Annotated in this window: 13 protein-coding genes; 5 read left to right on the forward strand and 8 right to left on the reverse strand. The window is 40.0% G+C overall.

The window, feature by feature from the left end; translation table 11 throughout:
- Positions 1–57: 57 nt before the first annotated feature.
- On the reverse strand, positions 58–537 hold the full coding sequence (gene ybaK / locus JZY04_RS10315) for a Cys-tRNA(Pro) deacylase (protein WP_044300239.1): 480 nt from the start codon (positions 535–537) through the stop codon (positions 58–60).
- A 160-nt stretch (positions 538–697) separates the two neighbouring features.
- Entirely contained in the window at positions 698–3,526 is a 2,829-nt protein-coding gene (gene uvrA, locus JZY04_RS10320; RefSeq protein ID WP_122143159.1) for an excinuclease ABC subunit UvrA, read from the reverse strand.
- 176 nt (positions 3,527–3,702) lie between these two features.
- Between uvrA and JZY04_RS10325 the strand changes: the two genes are divergently transcribed.
- Both JZY04_RS10325 and JZY04_RS10330 read left to right on the forward strand, forming a co-directional pair.
- Entirely contained in the window at positions 3,703–5,472 is a 1,770-nt protein-coding gene (locus JZY04_RS10325) for a LysM peptidoglycan-binding domain-containing protein (RefSeq protein WP_122143160.1), read from the forward strand.
- A complete protein-coding gene (locus tag JZY04_RS10330) occupies positions 5,469–6,176 on the forward strand; it encodes a porin family protein (protein WP_005806564.1) in 708 nt (235 codons plus the stop codon). Before JZY04_RS10325 ends, JZY04_RS10330 begins: the two co-directional genes overlap by 4 nt.
- Before the next feature lie 75 nt (positions 6,177–6,251).
- Here JZY04_RS10330 and JZY04_RS10335 read toward each other — a convergent pair whose 3' ends face one another.
- From JZY04_RS10335 to JZY04_RS10360, 6 genes are all read right to left on the reverse strand, one after another.
- A complete protein-coding gene (locus tag JZY04_RS10335) occupies positions 6,252–6,701 on the reverse strand; it encodes a DUF4293 domain-containing protein (protein ID WP_005778244.1) in 450 nt (149 codons plus the stop codon).
- A 109-nt stretch (positions 6,702–6,810) separates the two neighbouring features.
- On the reverse strand, positions 6,811–7,146 hold the full coding sequence (locus tag JZY04_RS10340; protein WP_005778246.1) for a DNA-directed RNA polymerase subunit omega: 336 nt from the start codon (positions 7,144–7,146) through the stop codon (positions 6,811–6,813).
- 15 nt (positions 7,147–7,161) lie between these two features.
- Positions 7,162–7,965 (reverse strand): outer membrane protein assembly factor BamD, encoded by an 804-nt coding sequence (locus tag JZY04_RS10345; protein WP_005806568.1) that lies wholly within the window; start codon positions 7,963–7,965, stop codon positions 7,162–7,164.
- A gap of 186 nt (positions 7,966–8,151) precedes the next feature.
- A complete protein-coding gene (locus tag JZY04_RS10350; RefSeq protein WP_005778250.1) occupies positions 8,152–8,577 on the reverse strand; it encodes a hypothetical protein in 426 nt (141 codons plus the stop codon).
- A gap of 26 nt (positions 8,578–8,603) precedes the next feature.
- On the reverse strand, positions 8,604–9,902 hold the full coding sequence (locus JZY04_RS10355) for a phenylacetate--CoA ligase family protein (protein ID WP_005778252.1): 1,299 nt from the start codon (positions 9,900–9,902) through the stop codon (positions 8,604–8,606).
- A gap of 243 nt (positions 9,903–10,145) precedes the next feature.
- Complete coding sequence (locus JZY04_RS10360) at positions 10,146–10,475, reverse strand: hypothetical protein (RefSeq protein WP_032540518.1); 330 nt, start codon at positions 10,473–10,475, stop codon at positions 10,146–10,148.
- Between the two features lie 764 nt (positions 10,476–11,239).
- Here JZY04_RS10360 and JZY04_RS21300 point away from each other — a divergent pair.
- From JZY04_RS21300 to uvrB, 3 genes are all read left to right on the forward strand, one after another.
- On the forward strand, positions 11,240–11,668 hold the full coding sequence (locus JZY04_RS21300) for a MarR family winged helix-turn-helix transcriptional regulator (protein WP_122143161.1): 429 nt from the start codon (positions 11,240–11,242) through the stop codon (positions 11,666–11,668).
- 225 nt (positions 11,669–11,893) lie between these two features.
- Positions 11,894–12,376, forward strand: coding sequence for a GNAT family N-acetyltransferase (locus JZY04_RS10370; protein ID WP_122143162.1), 483 nt, complete (start codon positions 11,894–11,896; stop codon positions 12,374–12,376).
- A gap of 424 nt (positions 12,377–12,800) precedes the next feature.
- Entirely contained in the window at positions 12,801–14,834 is a 2,034-nt protein-coding gene (gene uvrB, locus JZY04_RS10375; protein ID WP_122143163.1) for an excinuclease ABC subunit UvrB, read from the forward strand.
- Positions 14,835–14,958 lie beyond the last annotated feature (124 nt).

Consider the following 14,958-nt stretch of genomic DNA (forward strand, 5'->3'; position numbering starts at 1 on the left):
TTAGAATATTAGATTATTAAATAGATATTTTCTGCAAATATATACTTTTTACTGAAATTAAACAGTATATAATACACAAACTTCCGCCCGAACCTCGTTTATTAGCTCTTTAGGATCAATTTTTATCTGTAATCCGCGTTGCCCCGCACTTACATAAATATACGGAAACTCCAGACAGGTTTCATGGATATAGGTGGAAAAATGTTTTTTCATTCCGACAGGCGAACAGGCACCGCGGATATATCCGGTGACGGAAAGAAGCTCTTTCATAGGAATCATATCACAACTCTTATTACCGGACACCTTTGCGGCAAGCTTCAGATTTACCTCTTTGTCTCCGGGAATCACGCAAACGAAGTATCCCGTTTTATCGCCATGAAGCACAAGAGTTTTAAAAACCTGATCAATATTCTCTCCCAAACTGGCCGCTACATGCACAGCGCTCAAATCATTTTCGTCTACCTCGTAAGGGATAAGTTCATAGGAGATTTTGGCCTTATCCAACAGACGGGCAGCATTGGTCTTATTGATTTTCATAGATATATGTATATTGGAGCAGCCATAGAAAAAAACTGCTATTAGTAAGTTAATAACGTAACTCTACAAAGTAAACTTCGTAGTTGCAGGAAGTTAACTTTGTATAAATACGATATTAACTCTTTGTTATTTAACAAGTTAATATCGTGTATATAAATTCTCAATCGATTCTCAGTTCTTCGCGAAGAAACTTCGGGGTATATCCTTTTGTACTCTTCGCAACCTCTTCCGGTGTCCCGAAACTGAGAAGTTCCCCTCCCCCTTTACCGCCTTCGGGGCCCATGTCGATAATGTAATCCGCCATCTTTATCACATCCAGATTATGCTCAATGACGATCACAGTATTACCTTTATCCACCAATTTATTTAATACTCCCATCAGCACACGGATATCTTCAAAATGCAGACCGGTAGTCGGTTCATCAAGAATATACAAAGTTTTTCCCGTATCTCGTTTCGAAAGCTCCGTTGCCAATTTTACGCGCTGGCTTTCACCTCCCGAAAGGGTGGTTGATGATTGCCCTAATTTAATGTATCCCAATCCAACATCTTGGATAGTCTTAATTTTATTCAGAATCTGAGGAACATTTTCAAAGAACTCTACCGCACGGTTAATGGTCATATCGAGCACATCGGCAATGGATTTTCCCTTGAAACGCACTTCCAGGGTTTCGCGGTTATAACGTTTGCCATGACAAACTTCACATGGAACATATACATCGGGCAGGAAATTCATTTCGATTGTCTTGTAGCCATTCCCGGAACATGCCTCACAACGTCCGCCGGAGACATTAAAAGAAAAACGACCGGGTTTATAACCACGAATCTTAGCTTCCGGCAATCCGACAAAAAGACTGCGGATATCTGAAAAGACACCGGTATAAGTGGCAGGATTGGAACGCGGAGTACGCCCCAACGGAGACTGGTCCACATTGACAACCTTATCTATGTTCTCCAATCCTTCAATAGAATCGTATTCCAAAGGATCCTGCAAAGAACGATAGAACTTCTGCGAAAGTATCGGTTGCAAAGTTTCATTTATCAACGTAGACTTACCACTACCGGATACTCCCGTAACACAAATCAGTTTGCCTAACGGAAATTCGACATCTACATTCTTCAGATTATTCCCTTTAGCGCCATGCAACCATAAAGATTTTCCATTACCGGGACGCCGCTTGGAAGGCACTTCGATGGCAGTTTGTCCGTTGAGATACTGTGAAGTAAGTGTACCGGTCTTCAACATCTTTTGCGGAGTTCCGGCAAAAACAACTTCTCCCCCCAGTCGTCCGGCTTTAGGCCCCATGTCAATCACATAGTCGGCAGCCAGCATCATATCTTTATCATGCTCTACCACGATCACAGAGTTACCCATATCACGCAATTCTTTCAAGGAGTTGATTAACCGCAGGTTATCACGTTGGTGCAGCCCGATGCTCGGCTCGTCAAGAATATAAAGCACATTGACCAGTTGAGAACCAATTTGTGTGGCCAGACGGATACGCTGACTCTCCCCACCCGACAGACTGACGGAACTACGGTTCAAAGACAGATAATCCAATCCTACATCCAACAGGAATTTTAAGCGGGTACGTATCTCCTTCAAAATCTCTGCGGCAATCATTTTCTGCTTATCCGTCAGAAATTCGTCCACTTTCATCAACCAGTCATACAACTCATTGATGTCCATATTTGAAAGTTCATTGATGTTTTTATCATGGATACGGAAGTGGAGTGCTTCCTTATTCAGTTTCGCTCCCTTACATTCAGGGCAAACTGTGGTTTTGGCAAATTGTTCCGCCCATTTCTGTGCAGTGGCCGAAGCATCTTTCTCCTGCAACATCTGGATATACTTGACAACACCTTCATACGTCACAAAATAATCGGAAGAAGTACCTATCAAAGAGCTTTTTATCTTGATACGTTCGTCCGAGCCATACAGAATCTCGTCGATTGCATCATTTGGCAAATCTTTTACGGGAGTCTTCAATGACGCATCATATTTCTCCAGCAAAGCACCGATCTGCCAGAAAATCATTGCATTCTTATATTTACCTAAAGGAGCTATCGCCCCTTCATATATAGACAACTCTTTATCAGGAATCACCTTATCTACATCAATCTGACTGACTACTCCCAATCCCTTACAACGCGGACAAGCTCCCTGCGGAGAATTGAACGAAAAGTTGTGCGGAGCCGGTTCACGATACGACAGTCCCGTGACAGGGCACATCAGGCGTTTACTGTAGTGCCGGATACTCTCTGTCTGTGCATCGAGAATCATCAATAATCCGTCGCCCTGCCGCATAGCAGTAGCGACACTCTGTTTCAACCGCTTGTCATCCTTATCTTCCACGATAAGCTTATCCACAACGACTTCGATGTCGTGGTTTTTATAACGATCCAGTTTCAGTCCGTGAGTGATTTCGCGTACTTCTCCGTCTATACGGACATACAAATATCCCTTTTTGCGAATCTGCTCGAAGAGTTCTTTGTAATGTCCCTTACGTGAACGCACCAAAGGTGCCAGCATATAAATTTTCTTTCCTTTATAATCTTTCAGGATCAGTTCCAGTATCTGTTCCTCAGTGTATTTCACCATCTTTTCTCCCGAGAGATAAGAATAGGCTATTCCGGCACGGGCATAAAGCAGACGGAGATAATCGTAAATCTCTGTAGTAGTGCCGACCGTGGAACGGGGATTTTTATTCGTAGTCTTTTGTTCTATGGAAATAACCGGACTCAACCCTGTAATCTTATCTACATCCGGACGCTCCAGATTGCCCAGAAAGTTGCGGGCATAAGCCGAAAAGGTTTCAATATAGCGACGCTGGCCCTCTGCAAATATTGTATCGAAAGCAAGAGATGATTTCCCGCTTCCACTCAGTCCGGTAATCACAGTCAGGCTGTCACGTGGTATTTCCGCATCAATGTCTTTCAGATTGTGTACGCGCGCACCGTACACATTTATATATTCTGTTTCCTGCATACTCTAACTTTTATTGAGTTGCAAAATTAATGTTTCCGCCCGAAATATAGTTTTAAAAAACACAATATTATTTTCTTAACTCAATATATTATGTGAATCTATGACATTATTCGTACCTTTGCCGTAATCAATTGAGAATTGAATAGTAAAAATTACAAATTAAGATTAATAAATTGATGAAATCAATCAAACGAATCTTCTTTCTCCTGTCTTTTATAAGTGTTTCCTATTTAAGCACATTGGCACAAGAGAACCAATCCTACTTCCTTCACACTATTGAAAAGGGGCAAAGCTTATATTCCATCTCAAGTATGTATGGAGTCAGCAAAGCAGATATTATTCGCCTGAACCCCGGTTGTGAGGACAAAATCTATGCAGGACAAGCCATCAAAATCCCACAGAACAAAACCACCCAGAAAAGTGAAACTTTCCATACCATTCAACCGGGAGAAACCCTTTATCGGTTGACAACCACCTATAAAGTTTCTGCAAAAGCCATTTGTGACGCCAATCCGGGATTAAGTGCAGAGAACTTCCGTATCGGACAGGTTATCCGTATCCCTTCCGCTGCAGAAGCCATCGACTCTACAGTAGAAGCAGTAGTCACAACTCCCGAACAACCCATTATCCAACCGGCTGTAAAGCCCCGTTGCAGAGACATGCACAAAGTGAAACGCAGAGAGACCATTTTCAGCGTCAGCCGTGAATATGGCATTTCTGAACAGGAACTGATTGCAGCCAATCCGGAGTTGAAGAACGGTATGAAGAAGGGACAATTCCTTTGTATCCCCTATCCGTCAGAGAAATCGGCAGTCACTACTCCCCAGACAGACACCAATATCACACCGCCAAGCAACAGCGAATTGTTCCGTGAAAACAAAGAAACACCCAAAAGCATTTCTACCATCAAAGCGGCTCTCTTGTTACCCTTTGACGACAAAAGAATGGTAGAATATTATGAAGGCTTCCTGATGGCAGTTGACAGTCTGAAACGTACCGGCACTTCAATCGATCTATACGTCTACGATTGCAATAAAGAAAGTTCATCATTGAACAACATTCTGGCAAAAAGTGAGATGAAGAATATGAATGTCATTTTTGGTCCGGCACAGCAACAGCATATTAAACCGTTAGCAGCTTTCGCGAAGAAAAACGATATTCGCTTGGTTGTCCCTTTCTCTTCAAAAGAAGGCGAAGTATTCAGCAACCCGTTTATTTATCAAATCAATACTCCACAGTCTTATCTGTACTCCGAAGTCTACGAGCACTTCACACGTCAATTCCCGAATGCTAACGTGATTCTTTTGGAATCTTCGGTTGTGGATAAAGATAAAGTTGAATTTATCAAAGGCTTAAAACAGGAATTGGGAAGCAAAGGGATTCCGGTGAAGACATTAAAGGAAAACGCCCCGGTGGAAACGCTGAAAGCAGCTTTGCGTAACGACAAAGAGAACTTCTTCATCCCCACCTCCGGTAACGATTTGACGCTTTTGAAAATCATTCCCCAATTGACATTACTTGTAAGAGATAACCCGGAAGCGCGTATTCATCTATTCGGTTATCCTGAATGGCAAACTTATACAAAGGATCATCTGGAAAGTTTCTTTGAGCTGGACACCTATTTCTATTCGTCATTCTACACGAATAATCTGCTACCTGCTGCAATCAACTTCACTCATGCTTATCGCAAATGGTACAGCAAAGAGATGGAAGAACGGTACCCGAAATACGGTATGCTGGGTTTTGACACAGGATACTTCTTCCTCAAAGGACTGTCCAAATACGGTTCCGAACTGGAAAAAAATCTCCCTCTGATGGATTTAACTCCTATCCAAACCGGATTTAAATTCCAACGTGTCAATAACTGGGGAGGATTTGTAAACAAGAAAGTATTCTTTGTCCATTTCACAAAGAACTTTGAATTGATTAAACTTGACTTCGAATGAAAAAGAATCAACTGAAATCAATCCTACTGGGAACTGCTTTGCTGGCAGGAATTGTACTGCCAGCAAATGCCCAGATAGGCGAACAACGACATAATTTTGCCATCGGAATTAATGGAGGTGCAAATTACAGTACCGTTTCTTTCCAACCGACCATTAAGCAAAACGGATTATTAGGAATTACCGGAGGAGTAACAGCACGTTATATTTCCGAAAAATACTTCGCTATGATTTGTGGAGCACAATTGGAACTTAACTTCTCGCAACGGGGATGGGACGAAAAATTCGACCCCGAGCAAGGCTTTTCTTCAGAAGACTCTTATGTCCGTACCCTGAACTACCTTGAAATACCTTTTCTTGCCCATTTGGCTTTCGGCAAAGACAGAGGAGCACAGTTCTTCATCAACCTGGGACCACAAATAGGTTTCTTGTTAAGCGAAAACGAAAAAAGAGAAGGTAGTTGGAAAACAGCCAATCGGGCACCCAACGAACAATATGGAAAACGGATAGAAAATAAATTCGACTATGGAATTGCAGGTGGCGGCGGAATCGAAGTCAGGACTAAGGCCGGAAATTTTCTTTTAGAAGGAAGATATTATTTTGGACTGGCCGATTTTTATAACAGTACCAAAAAAGACTATTTTGCACGTTCGGCCAATAGTACCATTACAGCAAAAATCACTTATTTATTTGACATAAAGAAGTAAAAGCATATAAATGAATTCACCACAAAGGATACAGGATGTCTCTATGGACACCATATCCTTTGTGGTGAGTCTTTTTTATCGGAGACGGTCGGCAGCCTTTACCATCACTTCATCCCGTCCTATCGCACGAATAGCCAAATAGTTGAGAATAATCGAAATCAACGGCAGGCACAACGCCCATGAAATCTGAAAAGCAGCATTCAGATCTTTCTTCAGGACAAACATAAAAGCAAGAAAGGTAAGATAATAACCAATCAACAAAATGCTATTGAATATCGACATGCGAATCTGCAACATACGGTTCTTGAAAAGAAAGATTGTGGCAAATGCGATGATTGCACTAAGCAACAATATACCAAATACTCCCCAAGTAGAATAAAACATTCCGTTCTGTTCCACCCCCAATGGTTTGAAAGTATACATGGCAGCATCAGCACCTATAAAACTGCCGACAGGCAGACACATACTTGTTATCAGTAATGCAGTAACAAGCAAAAGATAAATCGTTTGAATTCGTTGAATCATAGTTTTTAAAGTTGTGTTTAATCCGGAATAAAAAAGTCAAGCAATAAGAGATAGAAGAATAGACTCCTACTTACTACTTGACTATTAACTCTTCAACCGGCGAAGAAAATTACTGTAATTTTTCTTTTTCCTTTGCCGGGTTTCTATAATAGATCTTTCCTTCTACATACTCTTGCGCAGCAATCAAATCGGGTTTCGGCAATTTCTCATAGTAACGTGAAATTTCGATCTGCTCTCTATTTTCAAATACCTCCTCCAAATTATCGTTGTAGGAAGCAAACTCCGCAAGTTTTTTGGAAAGGTCGTTCTTTATTTCCACACTGATCTGATTGGCACGCTTACCAATGATAGCTACTGTTTCATAAACATTACCGGTATCGGCACATAAGTCCATCATATCACGGGTAATGGTATTCGTCGGAGCATTTGTTTTCTTGTAATCCATAAATCTATTTATAATTTAGTCTTTAATTACTTTTTGAGAATCTTTGAATATCCTTTCGGCTTCCTTCAGATATTTACTTTCCGGAAATTCATTCTTGAAAGCATAATATTCGTCTACCGTTTCACGGTAACGATCCATCTTCTTGTCTTCCACACTATTCACCGCCATTTCATACTTGGCCCGGAGAATCAATATAGATAGTTCTTCACGATAATCAGTATAAGGATAGTCCTTTAAAGCATTCTGGGCAGTGATCACACAAGACATGAAGTTATTGCCCAGATAATTACCAAGATTATAATATAATCTGGCAGACAGAAGTTCTTTCAAAACCAACTTGTCCTGCAAAGCAAAAATCATATTTTGTGCCTCCTGTTTTCTGCTGCTCTGGGGATAATATTCCAGAAACATCTGCAACTGCTGGATAGCCTGATAAGTACTTGATTGATCCAAACGGGGTTCAGGAGTATCCAAATACAGAGCTTTACCGGCATGGAAGCGGGCCAACTCTGAGAACTGACCGCGCGGATATGTATTGAAGTAAGTGATAAATGACTGGGCCGCAGTAGAATAATCTTTCTGATTATAATAACTCATAGCCAGCATGTATAATGATTCTTCTGCTTTATCCGTACCTTTCAAGATAGTTATCAACTCGTTCAGCAATGTAGCCGATCGATTATACTGACCTTTAGCGAAGTAGTTCTTAGCGGCCTCATACTTGTATTCGTAATCGGTGCTTTTCAGCAACTTATTGTACTCTCCACACGAGGATAAAACAGTAGCTGCAAGCAGCGTTATAATGATGTTCTTCTTCATTCTGTATTTAAATAATGCGCAAAGTTAAAGATTCGCGCTGAATAAACCAATTAATCAATGTTTTTTAAGATAAAAAAGAATGGAAGAATAGAGTTTAGTTACGAATAGTGAATAAGCGATGATGGATGGTTAATTTATAAACAATGCAACAGTCATTCACTAACCACCCATCACTACTCACAGGTTTTACAGTTTATACAGGTCGCTTGCCGCCAGCAAGTCAACTTTCTTCTCTGTTAACACCCGGATACAATTTTCCATATCGTTGGGACGGATAATCACATTTGCAGAATTATTATTGGCAAATGAATACATATATTCAATGAAAACCCCTTCATTGGAAAGATATTGTAATACTTTAGCCAACGCACCGGGCACGTTAGGGCAGTTAATACCTACCACCTCCGTCACATTGACTGCGAAATGGTTATCTTTTAAAGCTTTGTAAGCCTTATCCGGATCGGATACAATTCCGCGGAGAATACCAAAATCGGCGTTCTCGGCAATGCAAAGAGCCGAAAGATTAATACCTTCCTTTGCCAATACTTCAGTCACCTCTGTCAGTCGGCCTGATTTATTTTCCAAAAAAATGGAAAGTTGTTTTGCTACCATAATAAATGACTTTATATTTATATTCGTTATAGTTTTCTATTATCAATTACACGCTTCGCTTTACCCACACTACGCTCAATGCTGCGAGGTTCCACCAACTTCACATCTACTCCCAAACCTAACACACTCTGCAAACGTGCTGTCAGCTTTTTCTTTAAAGCCAGCATCTTATTTATTTCATCCGAATAATAGTCCGGACGAACTTCAACTTTCAGTTCCATAGTATCCGTATTATTCTTACGGTCGATAGTCAGCAGGTAATGCGGCTCAAACTCTACCATTTCCAAAATAACAGATTCAATCTGTGTGGGGAATACATTGACTCCACGGATAATAAGCATATCATCGCTGCGTCCCAGAATACGATCCATACGTACCAAAGTACGTCCACAAGAGCATTTTTCATAATGCAATGCGGTCAGATCTTTCGTCCTGTAACGCAATAGAGGCATACCCTCTTTAGTCAGATGGGTGAAAACCAATTCACCGGTTTGCCCGGGCTCTACAGGCTGTAATGTATGCGGATCTATTATTTCAGGGAAGAAATGATCTTCATTCAAGTGGGTACCGTTTTGACACTCACATTCATATCCGACGCCGGGACCTGCAATTTCACTTAATCCATATATATCATAAGCCTTAATCCCTAATTTTGCCTCGATGTCTTTACGCATGCTTTCTGTCCAGGGTTCCGCACCGAAGGCGCCTGCTTTCAGCTTAAACTCTTCACGCGGGAAACCGGAATCATTAATCGCATCAGCCAGATAAAGGGCATAAGACGGTGTACAACATAGGACGGTTGATCCGAAATCATGCATCAAAGTAATCTGTTTCTCCGTATTACCACTCGACATGGGAATAACTGAAGCCCCGATATTTTCGGCACCGGCATGTGCTCCCAGCCCACCTGTAAACAGACCGTAGCCATATGACACCTGAAATATATCCGAACGGCTTGCTCCATAGGCCGTAAAGGCACGGGACAAACACTCTGCCCAGGACGATAAGTCTTTACGGGTATACCCTACTACAGTCGGTTTGCCGGTAGTACCCGATGATGCATGGATACGTACAATCTGACTCATGGGCACGGCACACAGTCCGAATGGATAATTGTCGCGTAAATCTAATTTAGTGGTAAATGGTAGTTTGGAGATGTCTTCTATTCCGTTGATATCATCAGGAGTAATACCTAATTCTTGCATTTTCCTACGATAGAACGGCGTATTGTGATAAACGTATTCTACTATTTTCTTTAGTCTAATGCTCTGGATTTTACGCAAATTATCGCGTTCCATGCATTCGATGCTCTCATTCCAAATCATGTCTTTCGTTGTATTTTGTTAGTTATGTTGTGCAAAGTAAAGGATTTATTTTAAAAATCTATTTGTTTATCAAGAAAATTAATCATTAAAATCATAAACCACCAAACTTCAGAGCAGGAAAAGAGTAAGAGCATAATGAGAGAAGTCAATTAGAATCTTACTTTATCACCGAAAAAAACTCCGGTCCCTAAGAACCGGAGCTACCATAATAAAGGTCAAATAGAAATCCCTAATCCAATTACCTTATTCTTTCACTATTTCGCCTTTCTCATTCAAAAGAACAGTAACATCCTCTGTAGATTGATCTTCTTTAGTTACAGTCAATACAACTTTATAAACCTTGCCAGTTTCTTTTTCAGCTACAAAAGCGTTTTTTAATGCAGCACCTTCATAATCTTTGGCCAAGGCATTGATAACTACGGCAGGAACATCCTTAACATCAATTTTTGTAAATTCATCTTGGGGCGTCTGCATGGTCTGCTCTACTGCTAAAGTATCACCCGATACACCAGCGAATGCCACTGAAGTCCCCAATCCCATAATCATTGCTAACGCTACTAATACCTTTTTCATAATTGTAATCTTTTAGTGTGAATAATTAAAACTAACTCTTATGCCAAATAAAAAAACAAAAGGCATGCCAGAATACGGACAGGACACAAAACATCTATCAAACAGCAAGTTAAGCACAAAGTAATATAAGGAAGACTGGGGAACAAATGGAGAATAGCCACACATCTTGGGGAATAAATACACAAAAGCTCCTAATCTTTCACCCCGGAGCATTACACATTATTATAATAACAAAGTTCACACCCAACTGATAAAGATAGTATCTCTACTTAGAATAGCAACTGCCAACCCTATAAATAAACACTTTTGGATTAACAGAATACCTATACAAAGCAGACTTTCACAAAGAGTTCAAAAGTAAATTGATTAATAGTCGTGAAAACAAACTCAAATAAAACCGACAACTCTCTTCAAGAGTAGAATTTGCACAAATCCTTATCAGTTTATTAAATATGAGAATTAATTTGTTTTTTATATAAGCATAAACAGAAAAAAATCATCCATATTTGCACGCAAAAATATATCTGCCGGTTTTATAACTGCCTGGTAGTTGAACCTTAACAAAGATAGAACAGTTCGACAAAGTAAGGCAGAACTTCAGGCAAGCCAGCCATCCAATCGCGACAGGAAAGCAATGGAATGAAACTATAACCATTATATTTTCATGAAGAAAAATAAAAACACTCAAACATTTTATGATCACATAAGCATTTATTTTTGCACGCATTGTTGACTAAGTCAACTATTCTATTTACATTTGCACCATGAAACAAGAGCATATAGATTATATCAGAGCTTTTAATAGGTTTTATACCAAAAATTTAGGTATCCTGAACAAAACCTATTTAGGGAGCGAATTGGGGCTTCCTGAAATCCGTGTTATCCAAGATGTTTATTTATATCCTAATCGGAATGCAAAAGCCATATCCATAGCACTTAATATGGATAAAGGATTATTATCCCGTATATTGAAAAAACTGGAAATGAAAGGTTATATATATCGGGAAAGAACAATAAAAGACAGCCGTTCAGAGTTAATAAGTCTTACAAACAATGGAATAAAAGTTTATCACACCTTAGATATAGCAGCAAACCAATCCGTCAAAGAGATATTTGCAGGATTGGAAGAAAATCAGTTGCTGGAAATTGTAAAAAGTATGAAAACAATATCTTTCATTATGGCACGCAATTAATTGGATATTGCAACTATGGCAAATGCAGGTAGTGCTTAGCTCGGCCATCTGTGACAATGAAAAAGGTTTATATTATCTTTTAGGTATAATTTATATATCTCATTTATGGATTATTTTCCAAGTAACACCACTTGTTATAAATGTACAATAGTGACAGAATGCCTGCTACATCAATAAAATATTTGAATCGAAAAGAAGTTATTCTAAATTAAATACAAAAATAAAATGATAGAAATTGAAAAATATTCAGAGCGTGATAAAGATGAAATTATTGCTATAGTACTGCATTGTCAAAATGACGGAACTCGTCCATTGGTTAGCGTTGAAGATCAGCCGGAACTACTTTGCATACGCGAAAAATACATCGACAATGGAGGATGTTTTTGGGTAGCAAAAGAAAACGGAAAAGTTGTAGGAACTATCGGCTTGATGAACAAAGGAAATGGATTGTGTATACTGAAAAAATTTTTTGTGTATAAGCCTTATAGAGGAAATCCACATCATCTTGGACAGCAATTATACACAGTTTTCTTAGACTTTGCAAAAGTTCACGGCTTCTCAAAAATCATCCTCGACACTCCCAAAAACACTGATAGGGCACACTCATTTTATGAAAAATCTGGATTTAAGAAAATCGAGAAAGAAGAACTTCCGATCAAATACGATTATCCGTATGATGATTCTCTTTTCTTCTATTTGGACTTATAGTAACGTGGAAACCTCCGGTAGAATAACACTGGAAGTTTTCACGGCACTAATTACAAAAAACAATCTATCATGATTGTTTTTTGTAATTAGTGCCGTACGTATGTATATGAAAAGGAATTATTTGCCAGCACAGCACTACAAATCACTGAAATTCATACAATTCTAAATCGTTACCACTACTTCTCAAAAACTCCGCTAAAAGTTTATTTTTCAATAGGTCGTGTCAAACCGATAAAAACTTAAAATATACATAGCATGGAAACTCAAAATCTTGACGATACATAATCCCTGATTATTTTCCAAGAGTTTATTTGAGTAGCATAATACAATCTGAAGAGCAACTGTTTATAAGATAATTTGAGAAAAACTATTTGTTTATCTCAACTATTTTGCCGAATATTGTCTTCTGAAAGAAAAAAGAAGCATGAATTTTGAATTAACATCCGCATACAAGCCAACCGGAGATCAGCCGGAAGCAATCGCACAACTGACCGAAGGAGTTCTTGAAGGTATACCGGCACAAACGTTACTGGGTGTAACCGGTTCCGGAAAGACATTCACCATTGCCAATGTTATTGCCAATATCAATAAACCTACGTTGATTCTGAGCCATAACAAAACGCTGGCAGCTCAGCTATATGGTGAATTTAAAGGATTTTTCCCCAATAACGCTGTCGAATATTACGTCTCTTATTATGATTATTACCAGCCGGAAGCCTACCTTCCGAGTTCGGATACATATATAGAAAAGGACCTCGCTATCAATGATGAAATTGACAAGCTCAGATTGGCTGCAACTTCAGCTCTCCTTTCCGGAAGAAAAGATGTGGTGGTGGTATCTTCCGTATCTTGCATCTATGGCATGGGAAATCCGTCGGATTTCTATAATAATGTTATTGAAATAGAGAGAGGACGAACCATCAACCGCAATGTGTTTCTCCGACGATTGGTAGATAGCCTGTATATGCGTAACGACATTGAACTCAATCGTGGAAATTTCCGGGTAAAAGGAGACACGGTAGACATTTATCTGGCCTACTCGGACAATTTACTGCGGGTTACCTTTTGGGGTGATGAAATTGACGGTATCGAAGAAGTAGACCCAGTGTCCGGAGTAACCATCGCACCTTTTGAAGCTTATAAAATATATCCCGCCAACCTGTTTATGACTACCAAAGAAGCAACCTTACGCGCCATCCATGAAATAGAGGATGATCTCACTAAACAGGTTGCCTATTTAGAATCTATCGGCAAAGAATATGAAGCGAAACGCCTTTATGAGCGAGTAACATATGATATGGAAATGATACGGGAACTGGGTCATTGTTCCGGCATCGAAAACTATTCACGATACTTTGACGGTCGTGCAGCAGGTACACGCCCTTACTGTCTGTTAGATTTTTTTCCGGATGATTTCTTGATTGTAATAGATGAAAGTCATGTAAGTGTTCCGCAAATACGTGCTATGTACGGAGGAGACCGGGCCCGCAAAATTAACTTGGTGGAATATGGCTTCCGACTGCCTGCCGCAATGGACAATCGCCCGTTAAAGTTCGAAGAGTTCGAATCAATGGCTAAACAGGTTATCTATGTAAGTGCTACCCCCGCCGATTACGAACTGGTGCAATCAGAAGGCATCGTCGTTGAGCAAGTGATCCGCCCTACTGGTCTATTGGATCCTATTATCGAAGTACGCCCCAGTCTAAACCAAATAGACGATTTGATGGAAGAGATCCAACTCCGTATCGAACGGGAAGAGCGCGTACTCGTAACTACTCTGACTAAACGTATGGCTGAAGAATTAACGGAATATCTATTAAATAATAATGTACGTTGTAACTATATCCACAGCGATGTGGATACCTTAGAGCGCGTCAAGATCATGGATGATCTTCGCCAAGGTGTATATGACGTATTGATCGGGGTAAATTTATTACGTGAAGGACTTGATCTTCCGGAAGTATCACTGGTGGCCATCCTCGACGCAGATAAAGAAGGTTTTCTCCGTTCACACCGCTCATTAACCCAAACAGCCGGACGAGCTGCCCGAAACGTAAACGGAATGGTAATCATGTATGCCGACAAGGTCACGGACAGCATGCGACTGACCATTGACGAAACTAACCGCCGCCGCGAAAAGCAACTCGCATACAATGAAGAGCATGGAATCACTCCACAGCAGATTAAGAAAGCACGCAACTTGGCTGTATTCGGCAATGGTAACGAAATGGAGGAAACGCAAAAAGCAACCCGTGCATACGTGGAACCCTCTTCGCCCAATATTGCCGCAGATCCGGTCGTACAGTATATGAGTAAAGCTCAGCTGGAGAAAAGTATGGAACGCACCCGTAAACTGATGCAAGAAGCAGCTAAGAAGCTGGAATTCATTGAAGCTGCCCAATACAGGGACGAATTGCTCAAGATGGAAGACTTAATGAAAGAGAAGTGGCCGGGATAAAAAACACCTTGGTTTTGATAGAATAACAAGTAGTTAGAATATATCGGAGAAACCATCTTTTTCTTAATTATCCTAACAAATTCAATTAATAAATAAAATAAATGTTATAAAATCAGGCGTTTCT

Source organism: Bacteroides sp. 11BF, assembly GCF_019633765.1.
GTDB classification, from domain to species: domain Bacteria; phylum Bacteroidota; class Bacteroidia; order Bacteroidales; family Bacteroidaceae; genus Bacteroides; species Bacteroides hominis.